This is a genomic window from Mesorhizobium sp. WSM3868 (genome assembly GCF_002294785.1).
Taxonomy (GTDB): Bacteria; Pseudomonadota; Alphaproteobacteria; order Rhizobiales; family Rhizobiaceae; genus Mesorhizobium.
This window is the reverse complement of the sequence record NZ_NSGB01000002.1, coordinates 372,004-391,613: the sequence shown is the minus strand read 5'-3', so window position 1 is coordinate 391,613 and position 19,610 is coordinate 372,004. Positions and strand designations below refer to the sequence as shown.

Here is a 19,610-nt window from a genome sequence, read left to right as displayed (position 1 = left end):
TCCTGGCATTTCGGGTTTCGGCAATGAATGAGAAATTTTCGGCGTCGGCGGGAAGCGTGGTTGCCGGCATCGATGTTGGGGGAACCTTCACCGATCTGCTCCTGATCGACGGCAAGGCCGGCGGCAAGGTGCACATCGCCAAGACCCCGACGACGGTGGAAAATCAGGCCTTCGGCGTGGTCGCCGCACTTGGCGCGACCGGCTTTCCGGTCGAGGGCATCGACCTCATCGTGCACGGCACGACGACCACCACAAACGCCGTGCTGGAGCGCCGGCTGGCCAGGACCGGCATGATCACGACGCGCGGCTTCCGCGACGTGATCGAGCTTGGACGGCGCACGCGGCCGCAAGCCTATGGCATGACGGGCACCTTCGTGCCGGTCATTCCGCGCGATCTGCGGCTCGAAGTGTCGGAGCGCGTCGAGGCGTCCGGCGCGGTTCGCCTGCCGCTCGACGCGGCCGAAATGCGCGATGCCGTGAAAAAGCTGCTCGACGCCGGCTGCGAGTCGCTCGTCATCCATTTCCTGCATTCCTACGCCAACCCCTCGCACGAGCGGCGCGCGGCCGAGATCGCGGCGGAGCTCTGGCCGAACGGCCACATCACCACCGGCCATGCGCTGCTTTCGGAGGCGCGCGAATTCGAACGCGGCGTGACGGCGGCGGTCAACGCCTCGGTGCAGCCGATCCTGGAGCGCTATGTCGAGCGGCTGCGCAAGGAGCTCGCGGCGAAAGGCTATGCGCGCGACTTCCTGATCATGAACGGCAATGGCGGCATGATCTCGGCCCGCTTCGTCACGCAGGAATCGGCAAAGACCGTCATGTCCGGTCCGGCTTCCGGCGTCATCGCCGCCGCTTACACGGGAAAGCGCGCCGGCTTCGCCAACTTGGTGACCTACGATATGGGCGGCACCTCGACCGACGTGGCGCTGATCCGCAACGCCGAGCCCGCGGTCTCGAACGAGATCGAGATCGAATATGCGATGCCGATCCACGTGCCGATGGTGGCGGTGCACACCGTCGGCGCCGGCGGCGGCTCGATCGCGCGCGTCGACGCCGCCGGCCTGATCCAGATCGGTCCGGAAAGCGCCGGTGCCAATCCCGGCCCGATCTGCTACGGGCGCGGCGGCACGGAACCCACCATCACGGATGCCAATCTGGTGCTCGGGCGGCTGGCGCCGAAGAAGCTGCTTGCGGTCGACAATCCGGTCACTGTCGAGCGCGTCACCGCAATCTTCGAGGACAGAATCGGCAGGCACACGGGCCTTTCCGGCGTCGAGGCGGCCGGTGCCATCTTGAGGCTCGGCAACATGAAGATGGCGGGCGCCATTCGCATGGTATCGGTGTCGCGCGGCCACGACCCGCGCGATTTCGCGCTGTTCGCCTTCGGCGGCGCCGGGCCGCTGCACGCGACGGCGCTGGCCCGAGAACTCGGCCTGCCGAAGGTGGTGGTGCCGGCACGCCCCGGCATTACCAACGCGCTCGGCTGCGTCGTCGCCGACCTCAGGCACGACTTCGTCAATACGGTCAACCAGCCGGTAGCGAGCCTCGACGAAGCAAAGCTTCGCGAGTTGTTGGAACGGCACCGAAACGAAGGCGAGTCGCTGATCGGCAAGGAAGCGGTGAAGCCCGATGCAATCCGCGTCACCCACTCCGCCGACATGCAATTCGTCGGCCAGACGCACATCATCAACGTGCCGCTGCCGTCATCCTCGGTTTCACGGACGACGCTGCAGCAGCTGTTCGAAAAAGCCTATTTCGCGCGTTTCAAGGTCGAACTGCCGGAGATCCGCGCCAATCTCGTCAACCTCAACACCTCGGTGACGGGTGTGCGGCCGCAGATCGACCTGTCTCAGCTGATCGACCCGGCAGGACGCGCGGCGACGCTGGAGGAGGCGCGGCGCGAGATCCGGCCGGTCTGGTACAGCGGGCGCTGGCACGACACGCCGGTCTATGCGCGCGAAAGGCTGCCGCTCGACGCAACAATCGAGGGACCGGCGATCCTCGAGCAGATGGACGCCACCACCGTGCTTGAGCCCGGCGATCATGCGCGTTCGGACGCCGACGGCAACATCATCATCGACATCGGCGAGGCCTGACAATGGCAGTCGAAGGGGCAAAGCTCGACACGATCACGCTTTCGGTGCTGCAGGCCGCCCTGCAGCAAGTTTGCGATGAGATGGATTTGACGTTTTCCCGCGCCGCCTTCTCGCCGGTCATCGCCGAGGCCAATGACCGCTCCGACGGCATCTATTCCGCCGTCGACGGCTCGCTCATCGCGCAAGGCAGCCAGGGCCTGCCGGTGTTCGTCGGCGTCATGCAGTATTCGACCAAGACGGTGATCGAGATGATCGCCGACGGACGCTGCCTGGCCCCTGAGCCCGGCGACATCTACATCGTCAACGACCCCTATCTCGGCGGCACGCATCTGATGGACGTGCGCTTCGTCATGCCGGTCTACCGCGACGGCAAAATCTTCTGCTGGCTGTCCAACACCGGCCATTGGCCGGACATCGGCGGCGCGGTGCCTGGCGGCTTCTCGGCCTCGGCCACCGCCGTCGAACAGGAAGGTCTGCGGCTGCCGCCGGTGAAGCTGTTCAAGAAGGGCCTGCTCGATCCCGAGATCTACGCCATCATCTGCTCCAACATCCGCGTCGCCGACCAGCGCATCGGCGACATCCGTGCGCAGGCTGCGGCACTGCTGATCGGCCAGGACAGGCTCAATGAAATCCTCGATCGTTACGGCGACGAAACCGTCGTCGAGGCGATCGCCGAACTGCGCCGCCGCGCCGCCGACCAGATGCGCGCCTCGATCGCCGTTATCCCGGACGGCACCTACCGCTCGCAGGCCTTCGTCGATTCCGACGGCGTGGTGAACGAGCCGCTGACCATCAATCTCGCCGTCGAGAAAGAGGGCGACTCGCTGACCTTCGACTTTGCCGGCTCATCGAAGCCATGCGCCGGGCCGATGAACAGCGTATTGGCGACGACCTTGTCGTCGGTCTATCTCGCCATGCGGCATATCTTTCCGGAGGTGCCGATCAGCGCCGGGGCCTTCGAGCCGCTGAACGTCAAGCGGCCGGAGGGCACGTTCCTAGACGCCAAATACCCACGTCCGGTTTCGGGCTGCGCGGCGGAGGTTTCACAGCGCATCGCGGAAGCGGTGTTCGCCGCGATGGTGCAGGCGCTGCCAGAAAAGGTGACAGCGGCGCCCGCCGGCTCCAGCGGCAATTTCGCGCTCGGCGGCAACGACCCGGCGCGCGGCCGCGACTATGTCATGTACCAGATCTCCGGCGGCGGCTATGGCGGCAATGCGGGCCATGACGGCTTGAGCAATGGATGCTCGACCATCGGCATATCGAAATCGCCGCCGGTCGAAATCATGGAGCAGGCGTTCCCGGTGCTCTACCGCCATTACGCGCTGCGCGAAGGCTCCGGGGGCGCCGGCAAACATCGCGGCGGCTTCGGGCTCGCCTACGAGGTCGAGATCCTGCGCGGTGAAGCCCGCGCGTCGTTCGTTATGGACCATGGCCGTTTCGGGCCGCAAGGCGCGCTTGGCGGCAGGGACGGCGCGCCGAACAGCGTGACCGTGTTCCGGGGCGGCGAAGCGCATGTGCCGCCGCATCTGTCGAAAGAGCAGGACATTGCGCTCAAGGCCGGCGACCGCGTGCGTGTCGGCACGCCCGGCGGCGGCGGCTATGGCGATCCGCGCGAGCGTGATCCGAAACAGATCGCCGAGGATGTCCGGCTCGGCTATTATACGCCTGAGCAGGCCAAGGAGATGTTCGGGGTCGATCCGGAGGTTTGATCAGGCCAGCTTCGCCAGCAGCCGCAGGAAGGTTGAGGCCTCCTTGGCCGTCAGCGGCGCCAGCGTTTCCTCGGTGATGGTGCGCGCAAGCGGGATCAGCCGCTCGATCGCCTCGCGGCCTTCAGCCGTCAGATTGACCAGCAGCCGCCTCTTGTCCACCTCGTGCTTGGAAAGCTCGACCAGCCCGCGCGCCTTCAGCCGGTCGATGACGCCCTTTACGGTCGCAGCATCCATGGCGATCAGCGCGCCGAGCTGGTTCTGCGAGGTCTCGCCGATGTCGTAGAGCTTGGCGAGAGCGGCGAATTGCGGCGGCGTCAAATCCCCGATGTGCGAGGCGAAGATCGCGACGTGGCGCTGATGCGCCTTGCGCAGGATGAAGCCGACCTGGTCCTGCAGATGGTAGTTGTTCTCGTCCAGCTCTTCGGCCTCGACCAGCCGCAGCAGATTGTCCTCGCCGCTCATCTCAAGCCGTCCCAAGCCTTGATGTCTCCGGCCGCAAGGCCGCCCATACGGTTGTGGACGCGCGGGCCGCAGGTCATGGCGAGACAGAACAGGATCTCGTCGGGACGTGGGCCGTCGCTGATGCCGACTTCCATCGCGTCGAAATGGCTGCGCACATAGGCGGCGTTGATATGGCCGAGCGGGACATCGAGCCGTGCGCCGAAGGCGCCGACCTTCTTCGCCGACGGCACGATCGCCTTGGCGTCGCCGAGCCGCTCGCGCATGGCGTAGCCGCCGGGCACGTGCCAGAGCGCGCCGTGCTCCAGTTCGCCGGCACTGCCGACGATGGCGCCCTTGCCGTAACCGTCGATCTTTTTCACATCGCCGCCAAGCGCTGCGATCAGCCTGTCGGAAAGCAAGAGCCCGAGCGGCTTCAGGTCTTCCATTGCGCCCTGCAGGTCCTCGACATAGTGACCGGCAAACGGGTTCTTGACCACGGCGAGAGCCGCGGCGCGCAGGCGCGGCTCCTTCGCCACGGCGCCGCCATCGTGGAAGATCTCCTCGGTCAGCACCGCGACCTTGCGGATCGGGAATTCAGGCATGGGCAGTTTCCTTCGCTTTATGCTTGTTGGGCGCGGCGAGCGCCACGGAGCCACTGATGCGGGTTTGGCCGGCAAGGAACAGCGCCGACGCGGCGATCAGGCCGCGCCGGCGAAAATTTTCGGCGACGGCAAGGCCGTTGTCCAGCGCCCGGGCCACCTCGCCGGGCGCTAGCCCGCCGACGCCCTGCGTCACCAGCCGTTCGCCGAGATCGCTGTCGGGTGAAAGGTCCCGCGCGGGCACGCGATGAACCGCCGGATGCCCAGGCAGGTCGACCGCGTTGGCAATCAGCGTCGCCGCGGCATCCGCCTCGGCGCCGGTCCGTGCCAGCACGGTGACCGCGTCGGCGATGCCCAGCGAAAAGGAGCGGCCGCGCCAGCCGCTGGTGGCGACGCCGCGCACGCCGTCTTCGGCGCGGATCGTGATCCGGTCGGCCATGCCGTGCCCGGTGCCGGCGATCGCCAGCGTTATTGTCTCGCCCTTACCGAGATGAATGGCGCTGTCGCCGCCATTGTTGACGTAGGCGCGCTCGAGCAGGCGTCCGGCGAGAAGCGCGGCCAGAACTTCGTCGGCTACCGAACCGGCGACCGCAGCCATCGGCGTGATGAAGCTTTCCGCGAGCGGTGCGACCGCGGCCTCCATGCGCCGCGCGGTCGGGCCTGCAAAGCCGCACGGCGGCAGAGACGCCGGACGGCGCAATTCGGGAAGCTCCTTGACCAGTTCGGTCAGAATCGTCTGGAAGCGCGCGACGGCCTGCACGCAGCCGGCGCGGCGTTCAGCTGCATCGCCAAAGGCCTCGACGATGAGGTCGATCGGCCCGTGATTGAGATGAAGCCGCCTGCCGTCGGCGAGCCAATGCGCCTGCGGACCGTTCATCAGTCGGCCCCATTGGCCGGGGTGCGGCGCAATTGCGCCAACGGCGGCCAGGGATTGCCGGCCGGCGCGCCGGCATTGCTGCGCGGATTAAGGTACTCGCCGCCTTTGGCGAGGATATCCTCGACGCTGCGGATTTCCTTCTCGTAACCGCCGAGCCGGACGTAGTCGTCGCGGCGCATGGTGAATTCGATCGGCGCGACCAGCGCCGGCGTCGGCACATAGCCGAATGCGCCTTCCGGCACGCGGGTGACATCGACCATCAGAGTGATGCCGCCGCCCGGCCAGACATAGACCGGCGCGCCGCCGACCGTGACATAGGTCTTCAGGCCCTGAACCGAGCGGGTGAGATTGACCGGGTTTTCGGTGACGCCGGCGCGCAGCGAGCCGCCGGCGCCGCCGATGAAGAGCACGGTGCACAGGGCCGGCTCGCAATTGTCCTCGATCAGGCCGACGGATTTCTGCAGCCGCTCCGGGAACGGTTTTTCGACCGGTTTCAACTGATCGTCCAGTTCGTAGTAAGCGAACTGTTCGCCCGTGGTCGAGACCATCAGCAGCGACAGGCCGGGGCGAGCACCCTTCTTGGCGTTCCAATCGCCCAGGATCGACAGCGGATCGGAGATCGTCGTGCCGCCCCAGCCGAGACCGGGCTCCGAAACCTTGAAGTAGCGGCCGGGCGTCGAGCGGCGGCCGATGATCTTTATCCCGGTATCCTCCCAGCCCAATACCTTGCCGGCCTGATGTTCCGACACGACGCCGGTGATATGGTCGTCAACCACCACAACCTCGTCGACGAGCCCGCGCCATTGCGTGGCGAACATGCCGATGGTGGCCGAGCCGCAGCCGACGCGCATGCGATGCTCGATCTTGCCGTCGATGACCGGCGCCTTGCCAGCCTCGACAATGACCGTCGCACCGCCGTCGATGGTGAGTTCGACCGGCTTTCTGTTGCAGAGGTTGAGAAGCGCGTCGCAAGTCGCGCGGCCTTCAGCCTTGGAGCCGCCGGTCAAGTGATGCACGCCGCCAAGCGACAGCATCTGCGAGCCATACTCGCCAGTGGTGACGTGGCCGATCGCCTCGCCTTCCGAGCGCACGGTCGCCGTCTCGTCGCCGATGTGGCGGTCGGTATCGATCTTCACCTTGACGCCGCAATAAGAGAAGATGCCCTCGGTGACGACGGTGACGAGATCGACGCCCTCGACCTCCTGGCTGACGATGAAAGGTGCGGGCTTGTAATCCGGGTAGGTGGTGCCGGCGCCGATCGCGGTGACGAAGCGGCGGCCGGTGTTGACCAGCTCGCCACCCCACTCCTCGCCCTCGGCGACGAATGGCACGACCGCGCCGCCGGTCTCGGCCGCGTGGTCGAGGACGGTGAGAGGGTCCATGCGCACGATGCGCCCGCCGACATTGCCGTAACGGTCGCAGGCCCCGGTGCGGCCGTCGGCGATGTAGCACATCACCGGACAGGCATCGCATCGAATCTTCTCCGCCACCTGCTTCTCACCGGGATCGTGGGTTTCGAAACGTTCGGCAAGCTCGCTCATCGGCGCGCCTCCTTCTCGCGGATCGCCGCCAGGATGCGGCTCGGCGTCGCCGGCACTTTAGTGACCAGCACGCCGGTGGCATGTCGGATAGCGTTGAGGATCGCCGGCGCGGTCGGGATCAGCACATGCTCCCCCAAACCCTTGGCGCCGAAAGGTCCTTCCGGGTCCGGAACTTCCACCAATATGTGCTCGACCGGCGGCACGTCGCCGATGGTCGGGATGAGGTAGTCGTGCAGGTTCTCGGTGCGGCCGGGGATATATTCCTCCATCAGTGCCATGCCGATGCCTTGCGCGATGCCGCCCTCGATCTGCCCCTCGACCAGTACCGGGTTGATGGCCTTGCCGACATCATGCGCGGCGGTGATCTTGAGCAGCTTCACCGTGCCCAGCTTGAGATCGACCTCGAGCTCGGCGATCTGGGCGCCATAACCATAGACGGCGTAGGGCTTGCCCTGGCCCTTGGCGTCGAGCGGCAGCGTGGGCGGATCGTAGGTCTCTTCGGCGACGAACACCACGCCATCGGCATCGACCTTCAGTGTTGACAGATCGATGCGCCGCGTCGCGTCCCCCTCGCGGATTGAGATGCTTGCGCCGTCGAGCGCGATCGTCGCCTTCTCGGAAACATTGGCGAAACGCAGGATCTTTTCGCGCAGCGCTCGGCCTGCCTTTTCGGCCGCCTTGCCGGTCACAAAAGTCTGGCGCGAGGCGGATGTTTTGCCGGCGTCCGGCGTGATGGCGGTGTCGGCGCTCTTCAGCCGGAATTTCGCCAACGGCAAGCCGAGCGCATCGGCACAGATCTGGGTGATGACCGTGTTCGAGCCTTGGCCGATGTCGACGGCGCCCTGGTGGAGCACGACATCTCCGGAGGCAGAGATGCCGACCTTGATCGTCGAAGGATTGGGCAGCGAAGTGTTGCCGCAGCCATACCAGCAAGAGGCGACGCCGACGCCGCGCTTGCTTGCCGTGTTGACGGCGTTGAAGGCTTCCGCCTCGCCAAGCGCGCGCGCCCAATGCGGTTGAAGCAACTTCAGGCATTCACCGATGCCCACGCCCGATTCCAGGCGCTGGCCTGTGACCGTTTCGCACCCGTTCCGAAGGCAGTTCTTTAGCCGGAAATCGAGCCGATCCATGCCAAGCTTGCCGGCGAGCTCGTCGTAGAGGGTTTCCTGCATGATGGTCGCTTGCGGCACGCCGAAGCCGCGGAAGGCGCCGGCGATCGGGCCGTTGGTATGGATGGCCCTGCCCGTCGCCCGGTAGTGCGGCGTCTGATAGGGACCGGAGGCATGCACCGGCACGCGGTTGGCAACCGTCGGGCCCCAGCTTGCATAGGCGCCGGTGTTGAAGTCGCCCTCAAAGATCATTCCGGTGACGCGGCCCTCGGAATCGGCACCGATGGTCGCCTTCATCTCGGCCGGATGGCGCTTGGTGGTCGACATCATGGATTCGTTGCGCGTGTAGGCGAGTGCCGCCGGCCTGCCGGTCTTCAGCGCCACAAGGCCGATCAGAGGCTGCAGCGAGACATCGAGCTTCGAGCCGAAGCCGCCGCCGGTGGCGGTCGGCACGATGCGCACCTTTTCGACCGGGAGGCCTAGCACCTTGGCCGTGTCGTCGCGATCCATGTAGGGCGCCTGGGTGCAGGCGACGATGACGAGCGTGTCGCCATCCATGTAGGCGAAGCCCGCCTCCGGCTCGATATAGGCATGCTCGACGAAGGAAGTCTCGATGGCGCCGGAGGCGGTGACAGCAGCGGCAGCAAGGGCGCCGTCGGGGTCGCCATGTTCGACATAGCCGGAGGTGAGCAGGTTCGCCGGGCGATGCCGGTGGATCAGCGCCGCGCCGTCGGCTTTCGCTTCGCGGGGCTGCAACACATGCGGCAGTTCCGTCCAGGCGATCGGAAAATCCGTCAGGTCGAGGTCGAGGATGGCTTCGCGCTCGCCCGCCACCAGCGCGACCGCCTCGCCGCGAAGGCGCGCGAAACCTTCGGCGAGGGCCGGCTGATCAGCAAAGGGGCCGATGACCCCGAAGCAGTTCTTGCCCGGAATGTCGGCGGCGGTGAAGACGCCGGCAATGCCGGGATGCGCTTTGGCCCAGGCGTCGAGATCTCCGAAGCTGAAACCGGCGTGATAGTAGGGCGAGCGGACGACCAGCACCGACAGCGCGTCGTGCGGAAAGGAATCGCCGCCGAATTTTTCGTCGCCGGTAACCTTCGGCACGCCGTCGAGCCGGATCGGCGAGGCGCCGACGGCGCGGCCGACCTCCGGCAGGCGACGGTCGAAACCATCCATATGCTGCGAGGCATGCATCACCGCCGCGACGATTTTCCGGTACCCCGTGCAGCGGCAGAGCACGCCGCCGAGCGCATCCTGCGTCTCGGCCTCACTCGGCCTTGGCTTGCGCTCCAGCAGCGCGGTAGCCGCCACCAGCAGCCCCGGCGTGCAGATGCCGCATTGCGCGGCGCCGTGTTCGAGAAATGAGGCCTGCAAGGCCGACAACCTGCCGTTGGCGAGGCCCTCGACCGTGATGACGGACGCGCCGGAGACCGAGGCCGCCGGCACAAGGCAGGCGCAGACGGGATTGCCGTCGACCAGCACGGTGCAGGCGCCGCAATCGCCGGCGTCGCAGCCGACCTTGGTGCCGGTCAGCCGCAACTCGTCGCGCAGAACCTGCGAGAGCCGCCGCACCGGCGGCACCGACACGCTGACAGCCGCGTCGTTGACCTCGAAGGCAATATCGGTGCGCTCCATTGTCATGCGGCCACCTTGCCTTCGCCAAGGCTGGTCGCAGCGCACACTGCGCGGACAACGATCTCGCGCGCCGCATGCTCCCGGTATTCGGCGCTGCCGCGCACATCGGCGATTGGCGACAGTTCGTCGATCGGCGCGGACAGCACCGCATCGGCGAGCGCGGCGGTAACCGGCTGGCCGCGCAGGGCCGCCTCGACGCCGGCAAGACGACGGGCGACGGCGGAGCAGGCGCCGACAGCGATAGCAGCATCGGCGACCACGCCATCTTCGATCACGAGACGCGCCGCCGCCATGGCGATCGAGATCACGAGATAACGCCGCGCGCCAAGCTTGACGAAGGCGGACGAGCCGACAGCCGAACGTTTCGGCACACGAATAGCGGTAACCATCTCGTCCGGCTGCAGCGCCGTGCGGCGATTGCCGAGAATGAACCCGCCAAGCGGCAGGTAGCGCGTGGCTTTCGCCGACCGCAATTCGACTTCGGCATCGACCACCTGCAGCGCCGGCACGCCGTCGGCGGCGGGCGAAGCGTTGCAGAGATTACCGGCGACCGACGCGACGTTCTGGATCTGGACCGAGCCGACTTCGCACGCGGCCGCCTTCAGCGCATCGAACGCCCTGGGCAGCTTGTGGCGCACGACGTCGGTCCAGGTGGTGCGGGCGCCGATCCGCCAATAGTCGTCCGTCTCGGCGATGCCGCGCAGTCCGGCGAGACCATTGATGTCGAGAATGTTGTCGCGGAAAGGTTTCGCGCCCTGCGCCGGATAGAAATCGGTGCCGCCGGCCAGAATGCGCCAGCGGTCCTCGCCAAGCAGAGCGAGCGCCTCGTCGACCGTGGTGGGTTTCGCGTAACGGATCACGCTTTGCCTTCCCAGAAAGGGGCCTTTCCGAGGGAATCTGCCGCCGTCCAGCCGGGCAAATTCATTCGTATGCAAATGATATCAACTTCGCCGCGATTGTCAAAGCGAAGTGGTCGGCCACGGCTTTGTTATGCCGGTGGAGGTTGACGCAGCCGGCCATCTGGTCAAGGTTCCGTGTCCGGTCGCGTCAACTGGGGCCCAAGCCGAGAAAGAAGGGAGGCCGCATGGCCGACGAAGCGCTCATCGTCATCGACCTGCAGAACGACTTTTGCCCCGGCGGCGCGTTGGCCGTGGCCGGCGGCGACGAGATCGTGCCGCTGGTCAACGACCTGATCCGGCGGACCGATCACGTGATCCTGACGCAGGACTGGCATCCGGCCGGCCATTCGAGCTTCGCTTCCAGCCACCCAGGCAAGCAGCCCTTCGAAGCGATCGAGATGCCCTACGGGCCGCAGACGCTTTGGCCGGATCACTGCATCCAGGGCAGCCTTGGGTCCGATTTCCATTCCGGGCTCGCCTGGACCAAGGCGGAACTGGTCATCCGCAAGGGTTTCCGCACCGCGATCGACTCTTATTCGGCTTTCTTCGAGAACGACCACACGACCCCAACCGGCCTTGCCGGCTATCTCAAGGAGCGCGGCATCGACACCATCACCTTGGTCGGCCTGGCCACCGATTTCTGCGTCGCCTTCTCGGCACTCGATGCCGCCAAGCAAGGTTTCAAGACGACGGTGCGGCTGGATGCCTGCCGCGGCATCGATCTCAACGGCTCGGTCGGCACGATGCTGAAACGGATGCGCGAGGCCGGGGTGGTGCTCGAAGATCACCTTTCGGACTGACCGCGCCGTGAGGCATCGAGGGGGCTTTGCGACATTGGCGAAGGTGTTGGCGGCAACCATGACGGCCGCACTCCTTCTCGCCTTGCCACAACCGGTTTTCGCAGCCGAGGCGCATGAGCTGCCCGGCGCGGCGATGTCGCTCTGGTGGGCGCTGCCCTTTGCCGGCCTGTTGCTGTCGATCGCGACCGGGCCGCTCCTGTTCCATCATGTCTGGGAGCATCATTACGGCAAGATCGCCGCCGCGTGGGCGGCACTTGCCGTGGTTCCGCTGGCGATCGCTTTCGGCATGCCGGCGGCAAGCGAGGCGGTGCTGCACACGCTGCTCACAGAATATCTGTCCTTCATCATCCTTTTGTTCGCGCTGTTCACCATTTCCGGCGGCATCCTGGTCGCCGGCAACATCCACGGCACGCCGCTGGTCAATTCCGGCCTGCTGCTGATCGGCGCAATCCTTGCCTCGGTCATCGGCACGACGGGCGCCTCGATGATCCTGATCCGGCCGGTGCTGCGCGCCAACGACAACCGCCCGTTCAACGCGCATGTGGTGATCTTCTTCATCTTCCTGGTTTCGAACATCGGCGGCTCGCTGACCCCGCTCGGCGACCCGCCGCTCTTCGTCGGCTTCCTGCGCGGGGTCGACTTCTTCTGGACGACCGCGAATCTCTGGCGCGAGACGCTGTTCACCGGCGGACTGGTGCTCATCATCTTCCTGGCGCTCGACATCGTGCTGCATCGCCGCGAGGGCGGCTTGCCGAAGATCAAGGACCCGACACCGGACACGAAGGTGCGCCTGCGGGGTCTCGCCAACCTGCCGCTGCTGGCCGGCGTGATCGGTGCGATCCTGCTTTCCGCCAGCTGGAAGCCGGGCATCAGCATCCCGATCCTCGGCATCGGCCTGGAACTGCAGAACCTGGTCCGCGACGCGATCATCCTGGCGCTGGCCTTTCTGTCGCTCAAAGTCTCGTACAAAAACCACAGGGAAGCGAACGGCTTCAGTTGGGGGCCCATCGCCGAGGTGGCGAAACTGTTTGCCGGCATCTTCATCTGCATCGTGCCGGTTATCGCCATCCTGAGAGCCGGGCCCGACGGCGCGCTGGCGCCGCTGGTTTCGCTGGTCACCTCGGCGGACGGCCAGCCCGACGATCTCGCCTATTTCTGGCTGACCGGAGCGCTGTCGTCCTTCCTCGACAACGCGCCGACCTATCTGGTGTTCTTCGAGCTTGCCGGCGGCGACGCCAGGCACCTGATGACGGAGGCGGCCTCCACGCTCGCCGCGATCTCGGCCGGCGCCGTGTTCATGGGCGCCAACACTTATATCGGCAATGCGCCGAACTTCATGGTCTTTGCTATCGCCAGACATCGCGGCTTCAAGGTGCCGGGCTTCTTCGGCTACATGGCGTGGTCCGGCCTGGTGCTGATCCCGACGTTTTTGATCGCGGGGTTTTTGTTTTTTAGGTGAAACGGTGCAGAGCTTTACCTCCCCTGTGGGGAGGTCGGGCCAGGTCCGGGTGGGGGTCGGCGCCAGCTCCCGCTGCTTCGCAGTGACCTTCAGCCCACGCCTACATAGCGCCGAACCGCGGAGGGGTCGGCGCGCAGTTCCTCGACATCGACCGTCTCGCGGTTGCGGCCGTTCTCGATGAATGAGATGCGGTCGGCGACCGACAGCACGGCGTCGACGCGCTGCTCGACCAGGATCGTCGAGACGCCCAGATCGCGCAGCTTCGCCACCGTCTCGCGGATCTTGGCGATCATCGACGGCATCAGCCCTTCGGTGGGCTCGTCGAGAAGAAGCACCTGCGGCTCGAGGCAGAGCGCACGCGCCATGGCGAGCATTTGCTGCTCGCCTCCGGAAAGCGTGCCGGAGCGTTGCTTCAAGCGCTCTCGCAACAGCGGGAAAAGGTCGAGGACGCGTTCCCGCGTCGCCTTGCCCTTGCCGCGGGCCATCAGGCCGATCTCGACGTTTTCCGCCACCGTCATGTCGGCGAATAATCGCCGGCCCTGCGGCACATAAGCGACGCCCGTCTTCGGCACGTCATGCGCGGCAAGCCCGGTCAGCTCCTTGCCGGCCAGTCTGATCGAACCGGCAGCGGCCGGAACCAGCCCCATGATCGCCTTCAGCGTCGTCGTCTTGCCGGCGCCGTTGCGGCCGAACAGGCAAAGCACTTCGCCCTTGTTGAGGGCAAGGTCGAGCCCGTAGAGCACCTGCACCTCGCCGTAAAAACAGTCGAGGCCCGAAATGGCGAGCAGCCCGCTTTCGGTGCCGAGGAGATCAGCCATGGGTCGCTCCGAGATAGGCATCCTGCACCTCGGCATTGGCGCGGATCTGCTCGGGCGTGCCCTCAGCGAGAATCTTTCCCGAATTGAAGACGGTGATGCGATCGGCAAGCTGCATGACCACCGGCATGTTGTGCTCGATGAGCAGCACGGTGGCATGCTTGGCGATCTCGCGCACCAGCAGGACGAAATTGTCGATCTCGCTGTCGGCCAGCCCTTGCGTCGGCTCGTCAAGGATCAACAGGCGCGGCCTCAGCGCCAGGCCCATCGCCACCTCCAGCAGACGCTGGTGGCCGTAGGAAAGCTGGCCGGCCGGGGTGCCGGCGCGGTCGGCGAGGCCGGTGCGTTCCAGCGCCGCCATGACGCCGCTCCTCACCTGCCCCTTCGAGCGGCCGTCGGTCAGCGTGCGCTGCACCGGCAGCGCGACATTGTCGTAGGCCGTGAGGTTGGCGAAGACGCTGGTGATCTGGAAAGTGTAGGCAACGCCGAGGCGAACCCTTTTGTAAGCCGGCATGGTCGTGATGTCGGCGCCGTCGAAGACGATCATGCCGGAGGACGGCTGGATGCGGCCGCTGAGCAGGCTGACGAAAGTTGTCTTGCCGGCGCCGTTGGGGCCGATGATGGCGCGGATTTCGCCCGGCATCAGCGCGAAATCGACGCCGTCGACGGCGCGCAGGCCGCCGAAACGGCGCGAAAGACCCTTGGTGGTGAGCAGCGGCATCACGGCAGCCATCCGAGCCAGCGCTGGCGGACGCTGCCCAGAACCCCCTTCGGAAAGAAGAGCACCAGCAGGATCAGCGCCACGCCGACGATCAAAAGATAAGCGGAGGTGAAGCCGCTGGTGATGTCGGTGACATAATACATGAACAGCGTGCCGATGAGCGGCCCGAGAATGGTCGCGGCGCCGCCGAGCAGCACCCAGAGCAGTGGCAGGATCGAATACTGCACCGACGCGAAGCTCGATCCAATATAGCCGAACAGCAGCGCGTAAGCGGCACCGGACGCGGCGCAGATGGCGCCCGAGGCAATGACGGCGACGAGCTTGTTGGCGACGGTGTCGTAGCCCAGCATCTTCGTGCGCTCCTCATTCTCGCGAATGGCGACCAGAACGCGGCCGAAGCGGGAGCGAACGAGGACAAGCGTGATGAGCAGCACGACCGAGAACAGCGCCAGAGCGCTCATGTAGCGCACAGTCGGATTGGTCAGGTCGAGCGATGCGCCGCCGATCGCGATTATTCTCGACGGCTGCTGGATGACCAGGCCCTGATCGCCGCCGGTCCAGGCGGCGAAATAAAGGATGAGCAGATAGAAGACCTGCGCGAACATCATGGTGACGATCATGAAGGCCACACCCGATGTGCGCAGCGCGAGCAGGCCGATGACCAAGGCAAGCAGGGCGCCGCAGGCAACCCCGGCAACGAAGGCTTCCGGCACGCCCCAGCCCAATTGATAGACAGCCAGCCCGGCACCATAGAGGCCGGCCGAGAAGAACATGGCGTGACCGAGGCTGAGCAGGCCGACATAGCCGAAGAGCAGATTGTAGCCCATGGCGAAGACGGCAAGCGCCATGATGCGCGCGAACAGGCCCTGATGATAATCGGGCAGGACGAAATTCAGCGCGAACAGGAGCGCGATGACGCCGATATGCAGCGCGTAGATCTTCGCCGGCGAAGCATCCTTCATCGCGCCGCCGTCCCGAACAGGCCTTGCGGCCGGAACACCAGCACCATGGCGACCACCAGCGTGGCGATGATCTTGGCCAAGGTCGGCGAGAAGAACACCGAGACGATACCGTCGGAGAGGCCGATCAGGATGGCGGCGACCACGGTGCCGCGCAGCGAGCCGAGGCCGCCGATGATGACGACGATGAAGGACAACAGCAGCGGGTCCTGTCCCATCAGGTAATGCGCCTGGCTGATCGGCACGATCAGCACCGCCGCGATCGCCGCCAGCATGGCGCCGATGGCGAACACGCCGGCATAGACGCGCTCGACCGGGATGCCGAAGGCCTGCGCCGTCTCGCGGTCATACTGGGTGGCGCGCATGATCAGGCCGATTTTCGTCCGTGTCAGCACCAGCCAGGTGATCACCAGCAGAACCGCGGAGGCGGCAATGACCGAGAGCTTGTAGCCTGAATAGCCGAACCACGGCAGCAGGATGCGGTAGTTGAAGGGCGGCTCGACCGGGCGCGCTTCCGGGCCGTAGAAGGTCAGCGCCAGCTGCTGGATGATATAGAGCATGCCGATGGTGGCGACGATGGTGCCTTCGGGATTGTAGTTCAGCCGGCGCAGCACCAGCCATTCGGCAAGAAACGCGACCAGCCCGACCAGCAAGGGCGCAATCACCAGCGCGGCGACGAAGCCGACCGCGGGATGGCCGGAAATCGCCGTCGAGATCGCCCAGGCAAGCACGGCGCCCAGCATGAAGAACTCGCCATGCGCGACATTGACGATGCGCATGACGCCGAACACCAGCGACAGGCCAAGCGCCGTCAGCGCCAGCACGGCGGACGTGACGAGGCCTTCCAGGGCGGCGAGCAGGAGGTGGGGTCCGAAGTGCATGGGCTAGATACCGGCGGATGCGCGAGGCACCCCCCACTGCCCTGCCGGGCTGTCCGGCAGGACAGAGGGGGGTGGCTTGGCGCTCACGCTCGGTGAAACGTCGAAGCTCACAGCGCTTGCGTCGTGTAATCCCCTTCCGGCTCGTAGAGGCCGTCCTCGATCTTGGTCTTGTGGACGACCTTCAGCTTGCCGCCTTCGACCTTGGAGATGTTCTGGATGCCGAAGCATTGGTGGATCTTGCCGTTAAAGGTTTTCGGACCCTGCGGATGCTCCGGCCCTTCGGCGAATTCCTTCAGCGCTTCGGTTGCCTCGACCAGCTTGGCGCGGTCTTCCGGCCCCTTGTAGCCGGCATCCTCCATCGCCTTCTTGACGACATAGAGCGTCTCCCAGCAGCCGAACATGTGGGCGGCGGTGGAGACGTCCTTGGGGTCGCCGACGGCGGCGCCATTGTCGTCGATGCCGACGGCGGCGCGATAGGCCTTCTGCGCGGCGGAGTCATCGGGCTGCGCGTAGCGCGGCGAGCCTTCCCAGAAATGGCTGCCGTCGAGGAATTCGAGGCCGGGGCTGTTGATGTCGACGGCTTCGAGGGAGTCGATGAAGCCGAAGAGCTGCGGCCGTTGCGAGCCGTAGAACTCGCCGAGTTCCTTGACGAAGGTGAGCACGGCCGGACCGACCATGACGTGGTAGATCACCTCGGTCTCGGCCGGGATCTGCGGGAAGTATTTGGTGAAGGACGACTCCGTCGGCGGGATGGCGATCTGCGCGATCACGTCGGCGCCTTGCGCCTTCAACGCCGGCGGCAGATAGTCGCGATGGTCGTAGCCGAAGGCGAAGTCGGGGAAGATCTGCGTCACCTTCTTGCCGGCATTCGCCGCGATCCACGGCGCCATCGACTGGATCTGGCTCTTCACGTCGGTGATGCCGGGCTGGAAGACGTAGCGGTTGAGCTTCGTCGAGGCGACGTGGTGGCCTTCGCTGACCACGAAATAGGGGATCTTGTTTTCGCCGGCGGCGGGCGCCGAGCCGATCACCACATGCGAGAACAGCGTGCCGAAGACGATGTCGGTCTTGTGCTGCGTGGCGAACTTGCCGACCACCTCGGCGCCGCGGGCGGGATCGGTGCCGTCATCTTCGATCACCAGTTCGACCTTGCGGCCGCTGATACCGCCGGCATCGTTGATCGCCTTGGCGGCGGCAGCGCTCGTCTTCTCGTACCAGCGGCCGTAGGCGGCGCCGATGCCGGTGCGGTGCGACTGGAAGCCGATCTTGATCGGCGCCGAACTCTGCGCCTGGCTGTAGCGAACGAAGCCGGGCGCGAGCGCCAGGCCGGCGCCGGCGACGATGCCTTTCAGCGCTGTGCGGCGGGAAAGCGTGCTTTTGGAGAGGTCGAAAAATCCGTTCTTGTCAGCCATGTCCGTTCCCCTGTTTTCAGTTTTTTGACCAGCGATAAGGCGGCTCGATCCTCCGCGCTCGGAGGACGCGAAAATTGCATGTGTACAAACTAAATCACCAAAGCCGTGACGTGGCAAGCGAGCTTCCACTCCAGCGCCGCCGCGCGTCCTCTAGGGGACGCGCAAAGGACGCTGGCGCACTTTCATGTTCCGCATGATCCTTTCCGAAAATCGAACCCGATTTTCGGGGTCATGCGCGCGTCATGACGGGCCCTTGTCTCATCCCGCCGTCGGCGTAGCAAGCAGCCATAGGCCGAATATGGTGTAGGCGATCATCAGAAGCGTCAGCGGCAGCTGGCTGAGCGCCGCGCGCGACGGCTGCGGGTGGAGTCGCCAGGCTAGGCCGTGTGCGATCAGGACCGCCAGCACATGGCCGGCGATGATGACGCCGGCCTGCAGATTCCACAGCCACCAGGCCGACTCGGCGCCGGCGACAACGCCCGCCTCGACCATCCTGTCGGCGGTGCCGAACAGGTTCCAGCCGAGCGCGAACGGGTCGGACAAAGCGACCAGCGCGTATTGGCCGTCGACGAGCAGCGCCGTGAGGTAGTGGGCGATGTGGTAGGCGAGCGCGATCGGCACGATCGACCAAACCAGGAGGCCGGCGGCTTTCTCGAACGGTTGCCCGTCGCCGGCAAGGCGCTGGCCGAGTGAAACGGCAAGCGCGAACACGGCCGCCAACAAGATGAATGTCAGCACCAAGCCAAAGCTGCCGATGCCGATCAACGCGGTGCGACCGGGAAATTCCAGCGGATTGACGCCGAACAGGCCGAGCCAGAAGAAGGTTTTGGAAAGACCGTCGAAGGATACGGACGAGAGCGCCAGCAGCAGGAACGCCGTGCCGCTTGCCGGCAGCGACGAGGCGGAAAGCAGCTTCGCACCGGGCCAGCCGAGGTGGAGCCGGCCTTTCTCGCGCTGCAAAGGCGCGAAGCGGGCGACCATGGAGAAGAAGACGGTCAGGAATTCGCCGCGCCGACTCCAGTCTTCGTAGCCGAAGACGCATATGGCGGCGAAGCTGAGCAGCCAGTAGATGCCGGCGGCGAAGGCCAGGCGCGACGGATCGTCGGGCGCGGGATCGATGAGCTCGAACCAGGCGAAGCCGAAGAACAGGACGAACGCCGGCCAGTAGCCGAGCCACTTGGGAAGGAGCGATGGCTCGGCTTCGTCAGTGCGAAGGCTGAAGACGCGAGATGCAACGCGCCAGGGGCCGTACCACGGGTTGAGCCAGGACCAGAGATCGCCAAGTACCCCCTGCAGCAGCGTGAAACCGGCCCAGAGCAGCGTCCAGATCACCAGAGGCAAGGGGTTGGAGAGTGGATCACGGCTGCCGAACAGGCCGGTGGCGATGAGAAGCACGAAGCCGGCAAGGGAAAGCAGGCTGAGGACGGTGCGCGGGTGGTCGCTGACAGTTAACAAAGAGAGGCGTCGGCGCCAGAAGCGGTCAAGAGCGGCGGGCGGCAGCAGCGCCAGCGTCAGAAAGCTGAAAGCCACCGCAAGCGCGCCACCAGCGATGTAGTAGCCCGTGGGAAGAAGCAGGACGTGGCCGCGGTCAGAGGCGTGGGCGAAGGCGGGGGTGGGGAGGAGGGCAAAGGCGGTGGTTAAGCAAGCCAACCCCGAA

16 protein-coding genes are annotated in these 19,610 nt (G+C 65.8%); 4 read left to right on the top strand and 12 right to left on the bottom strand.

Features of this window, described 5'->3' with window-relative positions; translation table 11 throughout:
* Positions 1 to 23: 23 nt before the first annotated feature.
* Together CK221_RS05175 and CK221_RS05170 are read left to right on the top strand one after the other, a co-directional pair.
* Complete coding sequence (locus tag CK221_RS05175; protein ID WP_095776939.1) at positions 24 to 2,096, top strand: hydantoinase/oxoprolinase family protein; 2,073 nt, start codon at positions 24 to 26, stop codon at positions 2,094 to 2,096.
* Between the two features lie 2 nt (positions 2,097 to 2,098).
* Positions 2,099 to 3,805: a hydantoinase B/oxoprolinase family protein gene (locus CK221_RS05170; protein WP_095776938.1), complete on the top strand. Its 1,707-nt coding sequence runs from the start codon at positions 2,099 to 2,101 to the stop codon at positions 3,803 to 3,805.
* On the opposite strand, the gene CK221_RS05165 is transcribed toward CK221_RS05170, so the two are convergent.
* From CK221_RS05165 to CK221_RS05140, 6 genes are read right to left on the bottom strand one after another with little or no spacing between them, the layout of a single operon-like run.
* Entirely contained in the window at positions 3,806 to 4,267 is a 462-nt protein-coding gene (locus CK221_RS05165; RefSeq protein ID WP_095776937.1) for a MarR family transcriptional regulator, read from the bottom strand.
* Positions 4,264 to 4,848 (bottom strand): amino acid synthesis family protein, encoded by a 585-nt coding sequence (locus CK221_RS05160; protein WP_095776936.1) that lies wholly within the window; start codon positions 4,846 to 4,848, stop codon positions 4,264 to 4,266. The genes CK221_RS05165 and CK221_RS05160 overlap by 4 nt, the downstream gene beginning before the upstream one ends.
* Positions 4,841 to 5,722, bottom strand: coding sequence for a hypothetical protein (locus tag CK221_RS05155; protein WP_095776935.1), 882 nt, complete (start codon positions 5,720 to 5,722; stop codon positions 4,841 to 4,843). The genes CK221_RS05160 and CK221_RS05155 overlap by 8 nt, the downstream gene beginning before the upstream one ends.
* Positions 5,722 to 7,263 (bottom strand): 6-hydroxynicotinate reductase, encoded by a 1,542-nt coding sequence (locus tag CK221_RS05150; protein ID WP_095776934.1) that lies wholly within the window; start codon positions 7,261 to 7,263, stop codon positions 5,722 to 5,724. Before CK221_RS05150 ends, CK221_RS05155 begins: the two co-directional genes overlap by 1 nt.
* Positions 7,260 to 10,013: a molybdopterin-dependent oxidoreductase gene (locus CK221_RS05145; protein ID WP_095776933.1), complete on the bottom strand. Its 2,754-nt coding sequence runs from the start codon at positions 10,011 to 10,013 to the stop codon at positions 7,260 to 7,262. The genes CK221_RS05150 and CK221_RS05145 overlap by 4 nt, the downstream gene beginning before the upstream one ends.
* On the bottom strand, positions 10,010 to 10,867 hold the full coding sequence (locus CK221_RS05140) for a xanthine dehydrogenase family protein subunit M (RefSeq protein ID WP_066996167.1): 858 nt from the start codon (positions 10,865 to 10,867) through the stop codon (positions 10,010 to 10,012). Before CK221_RS05140 ends, CK221_RS05145 begins: the two co-directional genes overlap by 4 nt.
* A gap of 224 nt (positions 10,868 to 11,091) precedes the next feature.
* Here CK221_RS05140 and pncA point away from each other — a divergent pair, with 224 nt between their 5' ends.
* Positions 11,092 to 11,706, top strand: coding sequence for a bifunctional nicotinamidase/pyrazinamidase (pncA, locus tag CK221_RS05135; RefSeq protein WP_095776932.1), 615 nt, complete (start codon positions 11,092 to 11,094; stop codon positions 11,704 to 11,706).
* 58 nt (positions 11,707 to 11,764) lie between these two features.
* Entirely contained in the window at positions 11,765 to 13,165 is a 1,401-nt protein-coding gene (locus CK221_RS05130; protein WP_095776931.1) for a sodium:proton antiporter, read from the top strand.
* Between the two features lie 89 nt (positions 13,166 to 13,254).
* Here CK221_RS05130 and CK221_RS05125 read toward each other — a convergent pair whose 3' ends face one another.
* From CK221_RS05125 to CK221_RS05100, 6 genes are all read right to left on the bottom strand, one after another.
* Complete coding sequence (locus CK221_RS05125; protein WP_095776930.1) at positions 13,255 to 13,983, bottom strand: ABC transporter ATP-binding protein; 729 nt, start codon at positions 13,981 to 13,983, stop codon at positions 13,255 to 13,257.
* The gene (locus CK221_RS05120) at positions 13,976 to 14,704 is read right to left on the bottom strand and encodes an ABC transporter ATP-binding protein (protein ID WP_067324686.1); all 729 of its coding nucleotides are present in this window, start codon (positions 14,702 to 14,704) and stop codon (positions 13,976 to 13,978) included. The genes CK221_RS05125 and CK221_RS05120 overlap by 8 nt, the downstream gene beginning before the upstream one ends.
* Positions 14,701 to 15,663, bottom strand: coding sequence for a branched-chain amino acid ABC transporter permease (locus CK221_RS05115; protein ID WP_095776929.1), 963 nt, complete (start codon positions 15,661 to 15,663; stop codon positions 14,701 to 14,703). The genes CK221_RS05120 and CK221_RS05115 overlap by 4 nt, the downstream gene beginning before the upstream one ends.
* Entirely contained in the window at positions 15,660 to 16,541 is an 882-nt protein-coding gene (locus tag CK221_RS05110; protein ID WP_095776928.1) for a branched-chain amino acid ABC transporter permease, read from the bottom strand. Before CK221_RS05110 ends, CK221_RS05115 begins: the two co-directional genes overlap by 4 nt.
* Before the next feature lie 107 nt (positions 16,542 to 16,648).
* On the bottom strand, positions 16,649 to 17,953 hold the full coding sequence (locus CK221_RS05105) for an ABC transporter substrate-binding protein (protein ID WP_095776927.1): 1,305 nt from the start codon (positions 17,951 to 17,953) through the stop codon (positions 16,649 to 16,651).
* Positions 17,954 to 18,211: 258 nt separating this feature from the next.
* The gene (locus tag CK221_RS05100) at positions 18,212 to 19,603 is read right to left on the bottom strand and encodes a hypothetical protein (RefSeq protein ID WP_095776926.1); all 1,392 of its coding nucleotides are present in this window, start codon (positions 19,601 to 19,603) and stop codon (positions 18,212 to 18,214) included.
* Between the last annotated feature and the right edge of the window lie 7 nt (positions 19,604 to 19,610).